Origin of the sequence: Streptomyces sp. NPDC006516 (assembly GCF_040611875.1) — a bacterium.
Classification (GTDB): Bacteria; Actinomycetota; Actinomycetes; order Streptomycetales; family Streptomycetaceae; genus Streptomyces.
Window position 1 is genome coordinate 271,738 of the sequence record NZ_JBEXPD010000006.1, and the last position, 18,705, is coordinate 290,442.

At 65.0% G+C, this 18,705-nt stretch carries 11 protein-coding genes and 2 pseudogenes; 6 read left to right on the forward strand and 7 right to left on the reverse strand.

The features are described from left to right. The first annotated feature begins 111 nt into the window (after positions 1–111). Both ABZY45_RS19555 and ABZY45_RS19560 read left to right on the forward strand, forming a co-directional pair. Positions 112–237: a hypothetical protein gene (locus ABZY45_RS19555; RefSeq protein ID WP_356741501.1), complete on the forward strand. Its 126-nt coding sequence runs from the start codon at positions 112–114 to the stop codon at positions 235–237. A gap of 44 nt (positions 238–281) precedes the next feature. Continuing rightward, positions 282–651: pseudogene (locus tag ABZY45_RS19560) on the forward strand (DUF6415 family natural product biosynthesis protein); the annotation flags it as partial. Positions 652–666: 15 nt separating this feature from the next. Here the strand turns inward: ABZY45_RS19560 and ABZY45_RS19565 are convergent. Further along, positions 667–863 (reverse strand): annotated as a pseudogene (locus ABZY45_RS19565) (hypothetical protein); the annotation flags it as partial. A gap of 308 nt (positions 864–1,171) precedes the next feature. Continuing rightward, entirely contained in the window at positions 1,172–1,690 is a 519-nt protein-coding gene (locus tag ABZY45_RS19570) for a DUF2716 domain-containing protein (protein ID WP_356741502.1), read from the reverse strand. A gap of 118 nt (positions 1,691–1,808) precedes the next feature. Here ABZY45_RS19570 and ABZY45_RS19575 point away from each other — a divergent pair, with 118 nt between their 5' ends. Then, on the forward strand, positions 1,809–2,006 hold the full coding sequence (locus tag ABZY45_RS19575) for a hypothetical protein (protein ID WP_356741639.1): 198 nt from the start codon (positions 1,809–1,811) through the stop codon (positions 2,004–2,006). Between the two features lie 97 nt (positions 2,007–2,103). On the opposite strand, the gene ABZY45_RS19580 is transcribed toward ABZY45_RS19575, so the two are convergent. After that, positions 2,104–2,349: a hypothetical protein gene (locus ABZY45_RS19580; RefSeq protein WP_356741504.1), complete on the reverse strand. Its 246-nt coding sequence runs from the start codon at positions 2,347–2,349 to the stop codon at positions 2,104–2,106. A 163-nt stretch (positions 2,350–2,512) separates the two neighbouring features. Beyond that, the gene (locus ABZY45_RS19585) at positions 2,513–2,842 is read right to left on the reverse strand and encodes a helix-turn-helix transcriptional regulator (protein ID WP_356741505.1); all 330 of its coding nucleotides are present in this window, start codon (positions 2,840–2,842) and stop codon (positions 2,513–2,515) included. Positions 2,843–2,965: 123 nt separating this feature from the next. On the opposite strand from ABZY45_RS19585, the gene ABZY45_RS19590 reads away from it, so the two are divergent. Further along, the gene (locus ABZY45_RS19590) at positions 2,966–3,487 is read left to right on the forward strand and encodes a WD40 repeat domain-containing protein (protein ID WP_356741507.1); all 522 of its coding nucleotides are present in this window, start codon (positions 2,966–2,968) and stop codon (positions 3,485–3,487) included. Positions 3,488–3,611: 124 nt separating this feature from the next. Here ABZY45_RS19590 and ABZY45_RS19595 read toward each other — a convergent pair whose 3' ends face one another. The 3 genes from ABZY45_RS19595 to ABZY45_RS19605 all read right to left on the reverse strand — a co-directional run bounded on the left by ABZY45_RS19595 (position 3,612) and on the right by ABZY45_RS19605 (position 11,130). Further along, entirely contained in the window at positions 3,612–4,946 is a 1,335-nt protein-coding gene (locus ABZY45_RS19595) for a VanZ family protein (protein WP_356741508.1), read from the reverse strand. 237 nt (positions 4,947–5,183) lie between these two features. After that, complete coding sequence (locus ABZY45_RS19600) at positions 5,184–6,704, reverse strand: N,N-dimethylformamidase beta subunit family domain-containing protein (protein ID WP_356741509.1); 1,521 nt, start codon at positions 6,702–6,704, stop codon at positions 5,184–5,186. A 262-nt stretch (positions 6,705–6,966) separates the two neighbouring features. After that, positions 6,967–11,130 carry an FG-GAP-like repeat-containing protein gene (locus ABZY45_RS19605; RefSeq protein WP_356741510.1) on the reverse strand — a complete coding sequence of 1,388 codons (4,164 nt, stop codon included), beginning with the start codon at positions 11,128–11,130 and terminating at the stop codon, positions 6,967–6,969. Between the two features lie 541 nt (positions 11,131–11,671). Between ABZY45_RS19605 and ABZY45_RS19610 the strand changes: the two genes are divergently transcribed. Both ABZY45_RS19610 and ABZY45_RS19615 read left to right on the forward strand, forming a co-directional pair. Further along, a complete protein-coding gene (locus ABZY45_RS19610; RefSeq protein WP_356741511.1) occupies positions 11,672–18,376 on the forward strand; it encodes a polymorphic toxin-type HINT domain-containing protein in 6,705 nt (2,234 codons plus the stop codon). Further along, positions 18,376–18,636, forward strand: a complete 261-nt coding sequence (locus ABZY45_RS19615) for a hypothetical protein (RefSeq protein WP_356741513.1) — start codon at positions 18,376–18,378, stop codon at positions 18,634–18,636. Before ABZY45_RS19610 ends, ABZY45_RS19615 begins: the two co-directional genes overlap by 1 nt. Positions 18,637–18,705 lie beyond the last annotated feature (69 nt).

Genomic DNA, 18,705 nt, shown 5'->3' on the forward strand with positions numbered 1-18,705 from the left:
CGGCGACGCAGCGGGGGAGTTGTTGCCTGCGTGGAGCTCGGTGACGGCCGAGGCCGCCCCGGCCAGGAGGGCGGCGAGCTGAACAGAAGGGTGGTCGGCAGCATGCCCGGCGTGCCCACCCGCATTCAGAAGGGCGCGGCTGCGCCCTCAGACGCTGACATCCGCACCCGGTTCCTCGGTCAGCACAGCGAGGACCAGGACGACGGAGCAGACGGCGGCGAGGACCCCCAGCGGTGACCGCCGGCCACCCGCACGCGACGCTCCCGGCATCGAGGCCCGCCATGCACACCAGCACCCACACGGTCCTGCACGACCCCGACGGCCTGATCGAAGCCGAGCTCCCGCTCGACCGCGGACCGTATGCGTGCCTCGTCACGGCCGTCCTCGACATGGACGGGCGAGGACATGCTCACCACCCGCGACCTGGAGCAGATGGCCCTCCAGCTCACCGGCCACGCCCGCGCCGTCGCCGCGGACGTTCGCCGCCGCGCCGACCAGCTGCCCAAGGACAGGGGACCCAAAGCGCTCGCCGACGTCGTCCTGCGAGAGGCAGAAGGCCGACTGTCCACCACGATCGAGGGCGCCGTCGGCTGCGCCCAGAACCGCGCTCGGCTTGTCCGTGCCCTCTACGCACGCCTGGACCGCCTGGAGACCACAACTGGTCAGCCGGCCGCCCGGCCCGTATGCGTGGTGAGGGGTGATCAAGTACGTGCCGGTGGTGATCTGCTCTTCCGTTCAGCCGGTCACCTCGATCAGCTGCCCGTCCAGGGCCCACCGGACAGTTCGCGGTAGTCGCGGCCTGGCTGTGGCCCGGGCCCCGGGTCGTCATGCTCGCTGCCGTACACCCTCGGCCCCTGTGTCATGCGACCAGTCTGGTGCGCCACGGGATCCACCTGGACGGGAATCGGTGCGACTGCACCGCGAAGAGTTCCTGCCCGCTGTGCAGCCCATGCATGTGCAACACCAGCGTGACTTCGACCAGATGGTCCCAGGCGAATCTGTCCAACGACTCGTCACCCAGAACACCGCACTGAAGCACCGGTTTCATCAGCTCACCCAGGAGCATCGCCGACTTCGAGAACGACTCGAAGGGCTCGGTCCAACCTCCGCTTCTCCGAGAGGCGGATCGCCGACCTCGAGGCCCTCAACCCTTGAGACCGAGGGATTCTCTCTACGGAGAGGAGAGACGTCGTCCTGAACGGCGGACCGGTGCACCGAGGATCTGCTCAACATCGGATGAAACGACGTCCAGCAGTTGCTGCCCGAAGAGGCACAGCGACTCCTCCCAGGGGTGTCCGAAGCTTCCGACGCGGAAGTCCTCGGACAGGAAGATGAAGTAGTCGCCGTTGGGATAAGGGCTCAGTGGCCAATCCGGCTGTTCGGGGCCACCAGCGTCCTGCGGCGAGAACTGGTACGAGGGATGCTGCCAGTCCAGGGCGAACAACCGGCCATGCGGCCCGACGGACGAGGCCAACCCTTGCTTGACGACCTCGACCAGACGGTCGAGACGCTCATAGCTCGGCTCATCGGGGAGGGACCTCAAGCTCCAGGTGGCTGAGTCCGCAGGCTCCACGATGGCTGGCCAGTGGGCCGGATACACGCTCGCACGGAAGCGGAACTCCTCGTAGAAGCGATCCCAGACGCGGCGGTACTCGGCGTCCTTCAGTTCGGCAACCACCCCATCACTCATCCGCCGATCCTATGACCTTCGCTGGTGCCGACCTCGACCCAGTACGTTCCGGACGCCCCACCGCGCATCATTGCCGGTCACAGACGACACGGATGCTCTTGTGGTCGGCAAACTGCGGGTGATCAGAAACTGGATCGCGGATCACGGCGAGGGCCCCTCGGTCAGGCAGATCGGAGAACGGGTCGGCCTGTCCAGCAGCAGTGGCCGGACAGGCTCTGTAACCGTCAACAGCTCTGAGCCGTCGACCGGAACGACCAGCCACTGGAGGGGGCCAGGTACCGCTGATGCCCGGTTCGGTCTGCGGACGAGCACGTAGCGCCGAGACGTGAGCGCCCCGGTTGAGAATGTCTCCCAGGGCGTACGCGGCCTGCGGGCAATGCGTGTGCCCACAGGTCGGTCGGCACAGGGCGCGGTCAGGGTGTGGTGGGTGTTTGCTGTGCGGGGGGTGGCTGATGCTGTGCGGCTCCCTGCGGCGTGGTGAAGGCGATGCACAGCACGGCGAAGGCCGCCGCGGTTGCGGTGATGGCCGCGGCCAGATCACCGGTGCGCCGCCCGGACGCTGTCGGTGGTGCCGGGGAGGCAGTGCGGTAGACCAAGACGCCGATCAGCACGCTGAGCACGAACAGCACCCCGATGACGGGACTGACGTAGAAGGTCATCAGCTCTTCCCGTCCGCGGCTGCCGGCAGGTCACTGTCGGGGGGACGGGGCTCGCTGCTCTGCGCGAGCGCCCACAGGGGGTACGGGGGCTGGGATCGAGGACCGAGCGCGGTGGAGAACTTGCTCACGGCTCCCAGCTGACGACGCGACCCTCGAGGATGGCCTAGATGTCCTCCACTTCACCGCCGCCTTGTCTGGCGATGGCCCACTCCGTGGGCTGTCCCGCGGCGAGGAACAGGCCGCGCAGCAGGTCCTGGAGCGTGGAGGGTCGCTGGGCCGTCACGCTGGCGGGGTCGGCCTTCTGGGTGCTGTCGGAGTAGGCGGCCGTTTCCCACAGGGACCGGATGGCGGAGACGTCCCCATCGCACACCACGGTGAGGCGGTAGGCCGTCGCCCAGGACGGACGCCGCTTGCCCACGATGATCCGGGAGAGGTAGGAGGGATGCACCCCAGCCTCGGCCGCCACGTCCTGGCGGGTACGAAAGAGCTGCAAGCTGAAACCGTCGCACCGCCATCGGCTGTTCCGATAGTCCGGCCCCAGACGGTTCCGGGCGCCCCCGTTCCACGACGTCGCCCCCCTGCAGCCCTCAAGGAGCCTGCGGCGGAGGGCTATACGTTGCTACAAACCACGGACGGCCACTTCGGCGCCGTGCGCTCGGTGGCGTTCTCTTCCGACGGCCGCCTGCTCGCGAGCGGCGGAGACGACATGCAGGTGCGCCTGTGGGACACCGAGTCCGGCCAGGCCATCGGCCGACCCCTAACGGGCATGCCTGGCGGCGTCTCAGCGGTGGCGTTCTCTCCCACCGCCAGCCTGCTCGCCAGCGCTGACGACGCCAGGAGAATCTGGCTGTGGGACACATCGACCGGCTCGCGCGTGGACCGGCTCTTGGCCGGGCACACGGGTGCCGTGCGCTCGGTGGTGTTCTCTCCCGACGGCGAGCTGCTGGCCAGCGCGAGCAACGACAAAACAATCCGGCTGTGGGACCCGGCCAGCCGCCAGCTCGCAGGCCAACCTCTCGTCGGTCACTCCGGCGCCGTGTGCTCGGTGGCGTTCTCTTCCGACGGCCGCCTGCTCGCGATTGCCAACGGCGCCCAGGCGGTGCGGCTGTGGGAGCTTGCCCGCCTACCAGGGATATAGAGCCGCAATCACAGCACAACGGGGCGTGGGTGGCTTCTGAGCAATGGTTCCCTAGCGGCTCCGGCATAGGGCCCCCAGCCTCCTTCGGAGGGGGCCCGATCGCACGGCTTGACCGCTGAGGGGGTCAGTTGGGTGTGGTGGGCAGGCCTTGAGTGGGGGAGGCCCTTTCATCTACTTTTCCTGTTTCGGCGTCGACATAGACCGGGTAGAGGTCACTGCCGGCTGAGACGGGAATGGCCCATTGCGCCCGCCACTCCCCTCCTCGTTGGATGGCCAGCAAGTTACCCGGGTCCGTCTTTGCCCCACCCGCGAACTCGGACGCGGTGGCCGCGGCCTGCTTCTCGCTCACTCGGCGCGGCGGTAGAGAAACGGCGTCCTCCGTATGCCGGGTCAGCAGTGCTGATAGACGGCCGGCTCGGTTGATCTGCACATCCAGACGCATCGGCATGAGCACCCCGTCGACACGGCTCCGCCAGCTGACCATCCAGCCGAACTCCGCGTCATCGCCGACTGGAAAGGACTTTACGTGCGAGTCTTTGAGGCCCCACGGAAAGCGCTCCTTCGCATACTTCGTGGCGATACGGAGCGCGTCGTCGGCGGTTTCGGGGGCAGCTCCGGCTCCTGCCACGGCAAAGCTGCCGGGTCCGGGCTCGCTTGAGCTTTCCAGACTGGCTGTGAGCTGCTCTTTGTCCGGCCAGCTCAACTCGGCGAACCCCGTCTCCAAAGTGATCAACAGCAGGTCGGAGGCACCGTTTTGCCCGGGCTGGAGCTGCACGTTCGCGATATCGAAGTGGTCGTCGAAGGCGGCAGCGAGGACCTGCTGCGCCTGAGATCTCTCGTCGCCCCCCGCGATCTGTAGGCTCGTGGAGTCCACGGCCAATGGAGTGATCCAGGCTTTCCACACCACCGCGCATACGACAAACGCTGTCACGAAGGTGACGGCGGCCGGTTTCATCGCAGAGCGTAGGGGGTGAAGCTCGCCTCGGACAGCACGGAGGACAGTCCAGCCGGCAAGTGCCCCGAGTCCCGCACCGATGGCATTCGTCAGCACGTCGCTGCTGTCGCAGCTCCGTCCCACCCATGGGGCGAGCGCCTGGCTGAGCTCGGTCACCACTGACAGCAGCGCCCCACCTAGAAAGACCGGGATAACGCGTCGAACAGCAACAATTCCAAGAAATCCGATAGGCAGGAACATTGCCACATTGAGCAGCCCCTGCTCTGTCGCGAAAGGTTCCCCGAGGTTTCGGTTGACAACGCACTGGCCGGACACGTGCCCAGGTGACGGGAAAAATACGGTGACGCTCAGCTCCGCTGCCACGACGGCAGCGAGTCCCGCGTATGCCCACGGACGATTCAGGAACCTCTTCGCGGCGAAATAACCGACGAGGGCGGCGATGGTCACCGCAGCCAAGGCGAGGAAAACGAATTCACCTCGACCATTGAAAACAGCTTGCAGCATGGTGGCGCAACACCTTCAAACGGGAACACCCCGCCCCGGTGGTCCGGCGCTTTCCCACCGGACCAGGTGCTCGGGTTGAGGGGCGCCGCGGTCGTGGCAGGGGCGGTCTCTATCTGACCTGCTGTGCCGTGTCAGGTAGAAATGGTGCTCCACCAGGTTGGCAATTCGGTCGGCGTGCAGCCGCAACTGGCGTCCTTCCGGCTGCATGCGCGCGGGAGCCTGTGGTGGTCGGCTGCTCTACTTCTTTTGGCGGGGGGTCAGCATGCGATCGATGAGGTTGCTGGTGGCGCGCTGGACATGGGGTGAGAGGTGCTTGGGGTCGTTGAGTGCGAGTGGCCAGTGGAAGGTGCCTGCGACGAAGACGAGGGTGCCTTGGGAGTCTTCGCAGAGGCTGGTGTTTTGTAGGGTGCGTCCTCGTCCCCAGCTGTCGATGTAGGGGGATGCCGAGAGCAGGGTCTGCTGGCTGTCGGCAGGGGAGGGCATGGAGGGGTTGAAGCCGTCTGCCTCGACTGCGATCAGATCCGGGATTTTGTCGCCGTCGCGCAGTCCGGTTCCGGCCCAGAACCAGTGCTTGCTTTCGCGGACTATGAGGGGTGCGGGCTCTTTGAGGATGCCGTTGTACTGGACCCCCATCAGCCCTTGCTCGGCCTTGCGATGCTTCTTGCCGAGGTTGCGCCAGCGCACGGTGGGTCCGGCTTCACCAGGCTCCGGATCGGGAGCTTCCTTGTAGCAGGTCACCACGCGTCCTGCCGCGCCGTTGGCCGCTGCTTCGACCCGTATGTGGAAGTAGATGTTGTTCGAGGCGAGGAACGCCAGGTGTGTCCCGACAGCCACGGCGTCTTCTGCGCAGTCCCGCATCTCTTTGGACCAGTACTCGTCGTGTCCGGAGAAGATGATCGCGGTGTACTGGGAGGGATCGATCCTGCCCTCGTGGAGATCGATACTGCTGGCGTAGGTGATGTCGTAGCCGGCGCTCTCGGCCCACCGGGCGGCGCTGGCGTCCATGTCGAACCAGCGGGGGAAGCCGCTTTGCATGTAGGGCCGGTCGAAGGAGACCTTGTAGGCGCGTTCCGGGTTTCCGCCCATCTCTCCGTCGGCGGTGTACCCCTTGTACAGGTTTTTCCCGGTGCGTCCGTCGAGCGGCCACATGTTGTACGCCTGGTATGTGGTGAAAGGGACGATCATCAGGATGTCGGAGCTGCGGCGAATATCGCGCACGACGAAGGGTGTGTAGCTGCGGTAGCCGTCCTGTGAGGTGAAGACGGCAAGGAATATCCCCGACACCCACGTCTTCGGTATCTCCAGGGACCAGGAGACGGGCCAGTCGCACGCGATGAGGCCGGTCTCCGGCATCGGGTCCGGCTTTGCCTGCGGCGTCACGCTCACCGACTTGCTGGTCAGTAGGTGCCGGGCGCCCAGGCTCCCGTAGTGACCGATGCGATAGACCTCTATGGAGCACATTTGGGCGGTATGGGACGAAATGTGAAAATCGATGGATTCGCCGTGGCTGACTGACGTCGTCGAGGCGAAACCCTGGATCTGGGCGAGGGCGTCGGTAACACCCTTCGTGCCGTCGCGGCCCACAGGCCACTGGTCCGAACCGGCTGCGCCGTTCTCCCGCACGACAGGGTTGTTGCCGGTGCGGGCGGGCGGGCGAGAGGGGAGGGGGTCGGCTTGTCCGCGCAGCTGGTAGCCGGCGAAGCCGACGGCTCCGAGGCTGATAGCGCCGAGCGCTGTCCGACGAGTCACCTTCGACACAGGGATACTCCGAAGCCTGGACGCCAGGCTTCACGCCTCTCGCGTCGATTCAAGGTGCGACTGGAGGGCACATAGATACCTGTGCGCCTCTTGTGTCAGCAGCTGTTCATCATATGTATGTAATGGCCATGATGAACAGGCACAGAGATGTGCGGTGAGACACACGCCACGTTTCAGCCACAGGCAGCGCTGCCGCGTCGGGGGCGACCTGCTCTGGGGGTGGTGACGGGCCTGTGTCACGAGGCCCGTCACCACCACGAGGTCAGCTGCCGTACCGCTCCACCACGTAGGAGCGTGGGTAGCTGTAGCCGGAGGCGGCCCCCCAACTGCTCACCGGCTTGGCGAACTTACGGCCAGCGGTCGTCGGCCAGGTCCAGGCCTTGATGTTGCCGTCGTCGTATCCGTACAGAGCCCCGAGGTCGTCGAGACCGTCACCGTTGTAGTCACCGACGACGATCGACATGTGGTCTCGCCACATACTGTCCGCAGGCGTGGTCCACGCCTCGGCCACGGAGCTGAACGTGCCTGTCGCGCTGCTCGGGAAGATGTAGATGCTGTCGTGTCCGTCGGCGTAGTCGTACCATGCGGCGATGTCGTCCCGGCCGTCCCCGTCGAAGTCGCCGGCGTGCACAGATGTCCGGTCCCAACTGCCCCACGTGGTACTGCTCCACGAACCGACAGGGTTGCTGAAGCCTCCTGTGGGCGTGGCGAGGAATGTCCAGATCTTGTTGCTGCCATCGGTGTAGCCATGGAAGACGGCCATGTCGTCCCGGCCGTCACCGTTGAAGTCTCCGGTCACGGGCTTGTCCCTGGGGGCTTCCCAGCCGCCGGTGGGACGGGTCATGGACTCGAACGGAGCGTTGAAGCCTCCCCGGACATTCGCGGTGAAGGTCCACAGCGTGTCCCGGCCGTCGGCGTAGTCGTACCAAGCGGCGACATCGTCCCGTCCGTCGCCGTTGAAGTCTCCGCTGCTGACCGTCATCCGCGCAAAGCTCCAGTTGCCGGCCGCTACCTGCCACGACTTGGAGGGCGCGGAGAACTTACCGGTTGTGGTTCCCAGCCACGTCCACAGGGCGACCTGCCCGTCGGAATAGCCGTAGACAGCGGCCACGTCACCGATTCCGTCGCCGTTGAAATCGCCTGTCGTGCGCTTCATCTTGCTTGCCGTCCACCCTGTTGGCACGTTCCACCCGGTGAGCGGGTTTTTGAACGTCCCGTCTGAGTTCGTCAGGAAAGTATGGATCGTGTCCGACTCGTCTGCATGGTCGTACCAGTCGGCCATGTCGCTTCGGCCGTCGCCGTTGTAGTCATGCCGTTGAGCTGTGCCGCTGCTCCACAGCGACTGGCCTCTGACGTTGTGGATGACGAGGCTGCCACGGTCCTGGAGGACCGCGTATCCCTCGGCGCCAGTGGTCTTGGAGTCCCACAGAACGGTGCTGCCGTCTGCTCCGATGACCACAAGGTTGCCGCTGGCCTGCATGACGGCTTTGGCTCCGACATTTCCTGCGGTCTTGGTCGACCACAGGACGCTGCCGGCCTTGGAGGTGATGGCGAGGTCGCCGTCTGCCTGCATGGTGAGGGTGGCGGATCGGGAAGTGTAGGACTGTCCGCTGGCGAGGGTGGTGCCGGCGGGGATGCGTGTGCCGCCTACAGCGCCGTCGATGGAGAAGTAGGAGGCGAAGGACATGTTGTCCGCGCCGGGGGTTTTGCCCGGCCAGCCGATCATGGTGTTGTCGGGTTTGCGGCCCCAGAGGTCAGCCAGGCCGTCGCCGGTGACGTCGCCCACGGAGTCGACGGTCGGGTAGAGGGAGGCAGGGTAGCCCACACCGATCTTCACGCGGCTGGCAGCGTTGCCCCAGGTGGTGGGGTCGAGAGTTCCGGTCTCCCCCTTGCGGCCCAGCGCCCGGTACATGTCTCCTGATGCATTGTCGCGGAGCCACAGGTCAGCGACGCTGTCACCGTTGAGGTCGCCGGGAGCGATGACGGTGTACTTGTCCCAGTCGCTGGCTCCCACGAGAACCGGTGTGCTCAGCCGCTTGGTGTAACTGCCGTAGTAGGCCCACAGCAGCTTGCCCTGCTTGACCAGCAGGTCTGGCTTCCCGTCGGAGTTGATGTCGCCCGGGGCCACGATCTGGTCCGCGTCGCTCCAGTGGTCGTTACCCGTCCACCCCGGTTCGCCGACGCAGCCGTAGTCCTCGTCGATCACGGGGCACTTGACGGTCAGCGCCTGCTTGCCCTCCTCGTAGTCCGTGGTGGCGATGCCGAGCCCGTTGTTGGTGTAGGTCCACAGGTTCTTCCGCTTGGCCACGGTGTCGTACTCGAGGGCGACCAGGTCAGTGTAGCCGTCCTGGCCCCAGTCGGTGCGGTAGGTCACCTGCGCGTCGCTAAAGGCCTGACCGCCGTTGGCCGCTGAGGCGAAGGTGCCGTTCTGCTGCCCGGAGTAGGTGAGCAGGGTGCCGTTGGAGTCGATGCTCCAGAGGTCCTTGTTCCCGTCGCCGTTCAGATCGCCCGGCGCGTCACGCTCCGCGGAACGGGTGGCGTAGAAGACGTAGCTTGCGGTGTCGGACCTGTTGCCGGCCTTGTCGACGCTGTACGCGTAGACGAAGTGCGGGCCGTACCCGGGCGGGAGCACGGGGACCGGGACGCCGGGGTCGGCCTCGCTGATCTGCGGTTCGGAGTCCGTCCACCACACGTAGTGGTCGACGTCCGCCACGCCGTTGGCGCCGAGGGTGAACCAGCCTGTCTGGCGGGCCTTGCCGGTCACTGCCGGCCAGCCGCTGTCACCCGGAGGGAAGATGCCGTCCTTCGAAGTGATCGTGGGAGGCAGTCCGGGGCGCGTGCGGTCCACGGAGAACTTGCAGGTGGCGCTCCACGCCGAGGTGGCGCCGTCGGCGTCCTTCGCCCGTACTCGCCAGGTGTAGGAACCGGTCGGAAGCTTCCCATCGGCTACCGGCAGCGTCACGACGCGCTTCTTGAGCGCCGAAAGCGACTGGTCGACCACGGCGGTCGTACTGCTGGTGGAGAAGACCTGGAACTGAGCGGTGAGGTTGCCTGCGTCCGGGTCGTCCACGGTGGCGTGGACACTCACCCTGGTGTTGCCGATGAGACCGCCCGAAGAGCAGGACGACTTCGGGTTCGTGCCCAGGCCGTAGGGGGTCTTGGGCGGGTTGTTGTACGTGGTCTCCAGGACGGCGGTCTTGGGGTCGAACTTCTTCCAACCGAACGTGTCTTCCTCGTCCGCGGCGTACAGGCCCAGCGTGAGGCTCGACCACTTGCCGGCGGCCGCCTCGCGCACCTTGGAGGTGATGTCGAACTCGAGGCTGCCGGCGCCGCAGTCGTTGCTCCACCCCTTGGAGTCGTTCACCGTCTTCAGCGGGGCGGTCCCGATCTCATCGGGACGGTTGGCCCATGTCGTCTTCTTCGAGATGGGCGTGGTATGCCACAGCTCGACCTCCCGGGCCTGGCACGACCAGGACCAGACGTTCTTGATCCGGAACGTCGAGGACTTGACCAGGGCGCCCTTGATGTTGTCCGTGTCGACCTGGAAGAAGGACCGTGAGACCCGGTTCTGGCAGCAGGTCTGAGCTTCGTACCCGACGCGTGCCACTTCGTTCGCGTTCCAGAAGGAGGAGGTGGGGTACTCCTTGTAGATCCGGGTCCAGTTCTCCTTCTTGCCCCACGCCCACGAGGGGTCGATGAAGACGGGGTAGGTGGTGTCGGCCGCCTGCAGGAGCGCCTGGTCAGGCTTGATCTCAATGGTGTCGGACCCGACGGTGGTCTCCATCTGCGCGTCGGTCGACCCCGGGGGCGGCTCGAACAGCTCAGAGGGAAGAGGGCTCTCCTGCGAGCTGAGCGAGGACCTGGCGGAAGGCGCTGACGACGCCGTAGTCGAGTCCCACATCAGGGGAGTGGGGCTCGTGAAAACGGTCTGGCCGGCCGGGTCGACGGCAGCCAGGCTTCCGGTCTCGGCGTCCTTGGAGACAGTCAGCCCGACCGTCTTCATCTGGTAGGTCAGCTTGCTCAGAGCGGGGTTGGCGGCCGCTGCGGGAGTCTTGACCACGAACAGCTGGGAGAACCCTTCCACCTCTGCCTTGAGCTGCAGATCGACGCCGGGCAGCACCTCACTGTAAGTAGCCACGTTCCCAGCGAGAGCGGGCTTGGGCAACGCAGTGGGCCAGGACAGCGTCAGGGTGCGGCCGTCCTTCACCCCGGACAGCAGCGGGCCTGACCCACCCCCTGAAAACGTGACGCTCACCGTGGAAGCTTTCGGGACGACCGAGCCGTCCGCCGCGAACACCAGGCTGGGATCCGTCGCCACCCAAGCACCGTTCCGCAGCAGCCGCACGGCCGAGCCGTAGCGCTTCACGGAGAAGGAGCCGTCAGGCAGCGCCCAGGTGTCAGACGTCTCGGTGCGTGCAGACTCCAACTCCGCTGGCTTCCCAGTGGACTTCGCCGCCTGAAGCGCTTTGTCCTCCTCGCTCACCGAGCCGTCGTCCAGCGGCGTATCTGCCGCGGCAGACCGAGGCGGTGCGGCAGACGCGGACCCCGTCGGCACCACCACGCCGACCGCCCCGAAGGCTGTCACCAAAGCCAAAAATATGGCTTGAAAGAGGGGTCTGGGCCTTCGCCCATCCCGTCTCGTAAATCGACTCATTTTGCTCCCCCCAGGAGTAAAGGATTTTCGCCCCAGACCATATAGCCGCCTTCTGTCGGGTCAAGAGCCGATAGAAATGCTCACCTAGGCAACTAAAGGGGCGGTCATTAATGCAATTAATCAATAAGGGCACCTGTTGCCAGAAAAGCCCCATACCGGGTCGCTGTCAACGCGGGTCAGCCGCACCGAACTTGCCCCCCTATGCCCCTCCCTGTTCCGCTTTGCTCGTTGGTGCAAGAGGGAGGCAGTGACTTTTTCGTGAAGGCTCTGTTAGTTTCCGACGGTCATTCACGGGGTGGGCAAGGGGTGGGTCATGCGTTGGTTCGGCAGGTCATTGATGGCTGCGCCATTGTCCGCTGCACTCTTGTTGGGGCTGCTGCCCGCAGCCGCGAACGCGGCAGACCCTGACGCGATCCCAACGAACGCCCGCGCAGCAATAAAGCAACCCAAAGCCGTGCCAGTGGAACCCGTCAAATTCGGGTCCAACAAGCGCAAGAACGACGCCGAGCGCTCCCCATGGCGCTCACCCGACGTCGTCTGGCCCACCGCGGCCAGCGCTGACGTCGTACTGGATCCCGCCAAGGCGAAATCTGCGCCCGCAGGCCGGCTTCCCGTCTCCCTCGCGCCTGCCAAGAGAACAGAACGTCTTGGCGAGACCAGCGCACCCTCCAAACTCAGGGTGACCGTGGCAAGCCGGTCGAAGGCAGACCAGGCGGGTGTCGACGGCCTGCTGCTCTCCGTAACGCCAGACAAGACGACGGCACCCAATCAGTCCGTCAAGGTCACGGTCGACTACGACACCTTCAAAGACGCCTACGGCGGAGACTGGGCAGCCCGACTGCGGCTGGTCCAGCTGCCCAACTGCTCGCTGACGACACCGGACAAGAGCGAGTGCCGCAACGCTCAGCCGCTGAAATCCTCGAACGACACGGAACGCAAGACGCTCACCGCAACAGCCACAGCGACGGCTGCCACCCCCGTGGTCCTGGCGGCCGTCGCCGGCGCCGAAGGAACCTCCGGCACCTTCAAGGCGACCCCCCTGCAGCCGTCGGGCGCCTGGAACGCCGGCAACTCGACCGGATCCTTCAACTGGTCCACGAACCTCGGAATGCCCGCGGTGCCGGGCGACCTGGTGCCCAAAGTCGAGCTGAGCTACTCCTCCCAGAGCGTCGACGGGCGGACAGCAGCCTCGAACAACCAAGCGGGGTGGCTCGGCGACGGCTGGTCGATGGAGCCCGGCTACATCGAACGGCGCTACAAGTCGTGCAACGACGACAAGGACCAGGGCAGCGCTACCAAGGTCGGCGACCAGTGCTGGTACAACAACAACGCTGTCCTGTCCCTCGGCGGCAAGACCACCGAACTGATCTACGACGCTGCCAAAGGCTGGCACCCTGAGCAGGACAACGGCGAAAAGGTCGAAAAACTCACCGGAGCAGACAACGGCGACAAGGGAACAGCCGGCGTCGACGGCGTAGGCGAACACTGGAAGATCACCGCCACCGACGGAACCCAGTACTTCTTCGGGCTCAACAAGCTCAAGGGCTGGAGCGACCACGGCACCGAGGCAGACGACCCCCTCACCAACGCCACCCTCAGCATGCCGGTCTTCGGCAACCAAACAGGGGAACCCTGCTACAACGCGTCCTTCGCCTCCGCCTGGTGCCAGCAAGCCTGGCGCTGGCAGCTCGACTACGTAGTCGACCCCCATGGCAACGCGATGGCCTACTACTGGAAGACCGAGAACAACAACTACGGCCGCAACGTCTCCACCACCACCGGAACCGCAACCGCTACCCCCTACCAGCGGGCCGGGTACCTCGACCACATCGAGTACGGACTGCGAGACGAAAGCGTCTACACGGCCAAGGCCATGGCCCGCGTCGACTTCGGGGTGGCCGAGCGCTGCCTGACCACTTGCGGGACGTTCAACGCAGCGAACGCCGCCAACTGGCCCGATGTCCCCTTCGACCTGTACTGCAAGGAAGACGCGACCGACTGCAAGGACCAGTACTCGCCCAGCTTCTGGTCCCGCAAGAGGCTCACCAGCATCAGCACCAGCCTCCTCAACGGCGGCTCCTACGCACCGGTCGACACCTGGACGCTCAAGCAGGGCTTCCCCGCATCAGGCGACGGCATCTCCACCCCGATGTGGCTCGAGTCCATCCAGCACACCGGAAAAGCAGGAGGCAACACCGCCCTGCCCCCGATCACCTTCGCCGGCGTCCAGATGGCAAACCGCGTGGACAAGACCGGCGACGGCCTCGCACCCTTCATCCGCCTGCGCATGTACCAGGTTACCAACGAGACCGGCGGCACAGTCGGCGCCGAGTACTCCCAGCCCGGCTGCACCGCGAGCACCCTGCCCCCCTCGGACGAGACCAACAAGACACGCTGCTACCCGGTCAAGTGGGCCTTCGAAGGGGACACCGCGAAGGAGGACTGGTTCAACTCCTACGTGGTGACCAAGGTTCTCGAGGGTGACAACGTCACCGAAACCCCCGACACAACCACCCAGTACACCTACCTCGACGGTGCCGCCTGGACGAAGAGCACCGACGAATTCACCAAGGAAAAGGACCGCACCTACTCCGTCGCGCGAGGCTACAGCCGCGTGCAGACACGCAAGGGCGGAACCGAAGAGGGCCCGACCCTGACCGAGACACGCTACTTCCGCGGAGTCGACGGGGCAGCCGTCAAAGACTCCACCGGAGTAGCGGTCACCGACCGGGAACAGTTCGCCGGCAGAGCCCGCGAAACCATCACCTACAACGGCGACGACACCAGCAAACTCGTCTCAGCCATCTCCTACACACCCTGGCGCTCCGCAGTGACGGCCAGCCGGCCCCGCACAGGCCTGCCCGACCTGCAGGCATACCTCAGCGGCACCGAGAAGGACGAGACACGCACCAAGACCGCCACAGGGGAATACAAGACCTCAATCACGCGGACCTTCAACAAAAACGGGCAAGTCACCACGGAGTCAGAAACGGGTGACACGGCCAAGACGAACGACGAGAAGTGCTCCACCACGACGTACGCGGCCAACACCGCGACCAATCTGCTCAGCCTCGTCACACAGAAGAGGACCGTCGCCACCCTGTGCGGGGCCGCTGACCCAGGCGCCGACGGCGTGATCAGTGATCAGCGGACCTACTACGACGGAGCCACGTCGCTGACCGCCGCACCCACCAAGGGGAACGCCACCAAGGTCGAAACCATCAACGGGGCGGGCACCGGCTACGAAACCGTGGGATCGACGCCCGTGGCCGACTTCGACGCCTACGGCCGGCCACTCTCCCTCACCGACGTCTACGGCAAGACGACGAAGACGAGTTACACCCCCGCCACAGGACAGGCACCGACCGTAAAGCGGGTCGTCAACCCGCTCGGCCACACCATCACTACCGAGCTCGATCCTCTGCGCGGACAGCCGCTCAAGGTGACTGACGCCAATGCCCGTGTCACCTCTGCGACCTACGACCCCCTGGGCCGGGTGACCAAGGTGTGGCAGCCCACCCGCTCCGCAGTGACCTACCCGGCCAGCCCCAGCCAGACCTTCGCCTACCAGATCCGTAACGACGGTCCCGTCCTCGTCACCACCACCGCACTCAACCACAACGGTGCCTACCAGCCTTCGTACACCTTCTACGACGGGCTCATGCGGGAGATCGAAACCCAAGCACCCTCCCCGGACGACGCCGGGCGCCTGATCACCGAGACCTCCTACGACAGCCGCGGACAGGCCTGGCACAACTCGGGCGTCTACTACGCCACCGGAGCCGCCGAGCCGGTGCCCGTCACAGGCCAGGAGCTCAACTACCCCTCCGCCACCGAAACCCTCTTCGACGGAGCCGGACGCGTCACCGCCGTCATCGCGAAAAAGTTCGGTGATGAAACGAAGCGCACCACCACCACATACACCGGAGACACCACCACCGTCGTGCCCCCGTCCGGAGGAACCGCCACCACGACGGTAGCCGACGCCCTGGGCCGGACCGCGGAACTGAAGCAGTACACCAACGCTGACCGCACCGCATCCCAGTCGACGAAGTACACCTACAACAAGCAAGGCCGCCTCGAACAAGTCACCGACCCCTCAGGCGCCAAATGGGTCTACGGCTACGACGCAGCGGGCCGCCAGGACTACGTGGACGACCCCGACGCAGGCGAGACCACAACCGCCTACGACAAGGGCGGCCGCGCCACGGACGTCACCGACGGCAAGAAGATCACGCTGCACACCGACTTCGACGAGCTGGGACGCCTCACCGCCCTGATGCAGGGCACCACGAAGCGCGCCTCCTGGGAGTACGACAAGGCCACCAAGGGCCTCGGTCAGCTCTACAAGACCACCCGCTACAACGGGGCCGACGCTTACACCAGCACCATCATCAATTACAACGCTACCTACGCACCTGTAGGCACCACCGTCACGATCCCGGCAGCCGAAGGCGCCTTGGCAGGAACCTACGCCTGGACCGACGTCTACAACCCCCACACCGGGCAGCTCATGGAGACGGCACAACCAGCCGCCGGCGGCCTCCCGGAAGAGGACGTCGTCAACGCTTACGCCTACGGATCCAGCCTGCCCATGTCAGTCTCCGCCGGAGACGACACACTCCTGGCATCAGTCAAGTACGACCACTACGGACGCCCTGCGGAGCAGCAGTTCGGAGCATTCGCCGAACACCTTTGGAAGACCAACGAATACGACCAGCACACCGGCGCGCTGACACGCGCGTTCACCGACCGCGAAGTCACCCCCCAGCGCATCGACGACGTCCGCTACACCTACGACCCCGCCGGCAACATCAAACGCATCCAGACCGCAACCGGCCAGGACGCCACCGCCCTCAACGACACCCAGTGCTTCGCACTCGACGCCCTGCGCCGCATCACCGAAGCCTGGACCGCAACCGACAACTGTGCCGCGCCCGCAACCGCCACTACGGTCGGAGGACCCGACCCGTACTGGACCTCGTACTCCTACGACGCCGTAGGCAATCGAAAGACCGAAACCCAGCACACCGCCGCCGCAGGACCTGCAACCGACACCGTCCGCACCTATGCCGCGCCGGAAACCGGAACGCACAATCTGCCCGGCATCACGCAGAGCGGATCCGCTGCCCGCACCGAGACCTACACCTACGACGCCGCGGGCAACACCGAAACCCGGAAGATCGGCAACGACGCCACCCAGAACCTCAAGTGGGACGCTGAGGGCCACCTCGCATCCGTCACCGAGGTAACCGACACCACCAGCTACCTCTACGACACAGCAGGACAGCGCCTCATCCGCCGAGACTCCACCGGAACCACGCTCTACCTGCCCAAGGGCAACGAACTCCACCTGGACAAGGCCGGCAAGGTCACCGGCACCCGCTACTACACCGCCGCCGATGAAACGGCAGCCATACGCACCGGCGGCAAGATCACCTTCCTGATCAGCGACCACAACCAAACCAGCACCACCCAGGTCACCGCCGACAGCAATCAGACAGTCACCCGGCGCCAGAGCACCATCTTCGGAGCGCCCCGTGGCGGCGAGCCGACGACCTGGGCCGGCGACAAGGGGTTCGTGGGCGGAACCCGAGATACCGATACCGGCCTCACTCACCTGGGCGCCCGCGAGTACGACCCAGCTACCGGCCGCTTCATCAGCGTCGACCCGGTCATGGACGTAGCCGACGCCCAGCAGATGCACGGCTACACCTACTCCAACAACAACCCGGTCACCTACTCCGACCCCAGCGGACTGTGCATGGACCCCGGAAACGGGCGATGCGAGCCGGACGACGGAGGTAAGAGCGGCGGAAAGCCTGACCCGGGTTTCCCGATCAACACTAACCCAGATGACGGCATCGACAATTCGCACCTGCCGACCACTAACCTTGGTGACGGAGAGTCGAGCTTTCCACCGCTCAAAGATATTCAGCGTTACGTCGGTAAGAAAAGGGATCTGACGAACCTCCTCGGGATGGTGACGAGGTGGCAGTATTACCAACCTGGCATGAGCATTGAACTCAATACGGAGTTCTTCCTGCGCGAGCAGTGCTCCTTCAGTGCCGTCGGTGGCGGCTGCGAGGAATTCAGGAGATTTTACGACGGCTGGAAGCATGTCGACAAAATCCCGATTCCTGACACATGCCCCATCTGTGGGAACGTAGGATTCCAACTCATCATGGCCAAGGTCCTCGGCCGCGGCAGCTGCGGGAAATGCTTCCTCGCGGGAACCGAAGTCCTGATGGCTGACGGCACAACAAAGACCATCGAGGACGTGAAACCGGGAGACGAGGTCCAGGCCGCGGACCCCGAGACAGGGAAAACGGGAGCCCGTCGGGTCACCGCCCTCATAGTCACGGACGACGACAAACACTTCAACGAGCTCTCGATAACTTCGAACTCCGGCGCCAGTAAGCTCACTGCTACGCACGAGCACCCCTTCTGGTCCCCGTCTGCAAACCGCTGGATCGCAGCGGACCAACTGAAGCCTGGCATGACACTGCTTACCGGCTCGAGTGGGACGGCGACAGTCACAGGCAACCGGAGTTACAACCAGCAGGCGCGCACGTACAATCTAACCGTCGACGACATGCACACGTACTATGTGCTGGCGGGGGCTACGCCGATTCTCGTTCACAACTGCGATGGCAGCGTCGGTTGGGTCAACGAGAACGCGAATATGAGTGCCGCAGCACGGGCTTATGATGCTGGGGCGGCGGGTTCCAGGGCTGGCGTGGCCCCGGCGTTGCAGTACTACAAGGCTGGCGGGAATCGGCTGTCTCAGATCAAATTCGATGGGTTTGATGCGACCAATGGCGTGATGATCGACCGAAAGGTGAGCGTCACAACCTTCAACAAGACATACCGACAAGCCATGAATCAATCTCTGGCACTTGAGCAGAACGGTTACAGCGGTCGGTGGGAAGTCCCCACTGCGGCTGAGGCCGCGCGGGCTCGAAAAGTCCTCGGCGGCCTCCTGATCACCAACATTCGAGTGAGGGTCGTGCCCTAATGGATGTCAACAAGGTCCTGGTTCACGCATTCGTAAGCCTCGTCGTCTCGATCGACTTGACGGATGATGAAGATATTGATCCGGATATCGCGACGGACATTCTCGAACCTGCTGCCGCCCTGTTTCGTGATCTCTCGGAAGAGGGGCGTCGGGAAGTTACTTCCCTGGTTCTTGAGTGCGCCGAACTGGAAGAGAACCCGGAGCGCAGGAGGGTAATTCTGGGGCTTCCGGAAGCCATTGGTCTTCTCGATGAAGACTGATCAGCGGGAAGCGAGGCGTAACTTCTTCGCTCGATTCTGCAACCGTCGCGCTGGTTAGCAGTAGCAAAG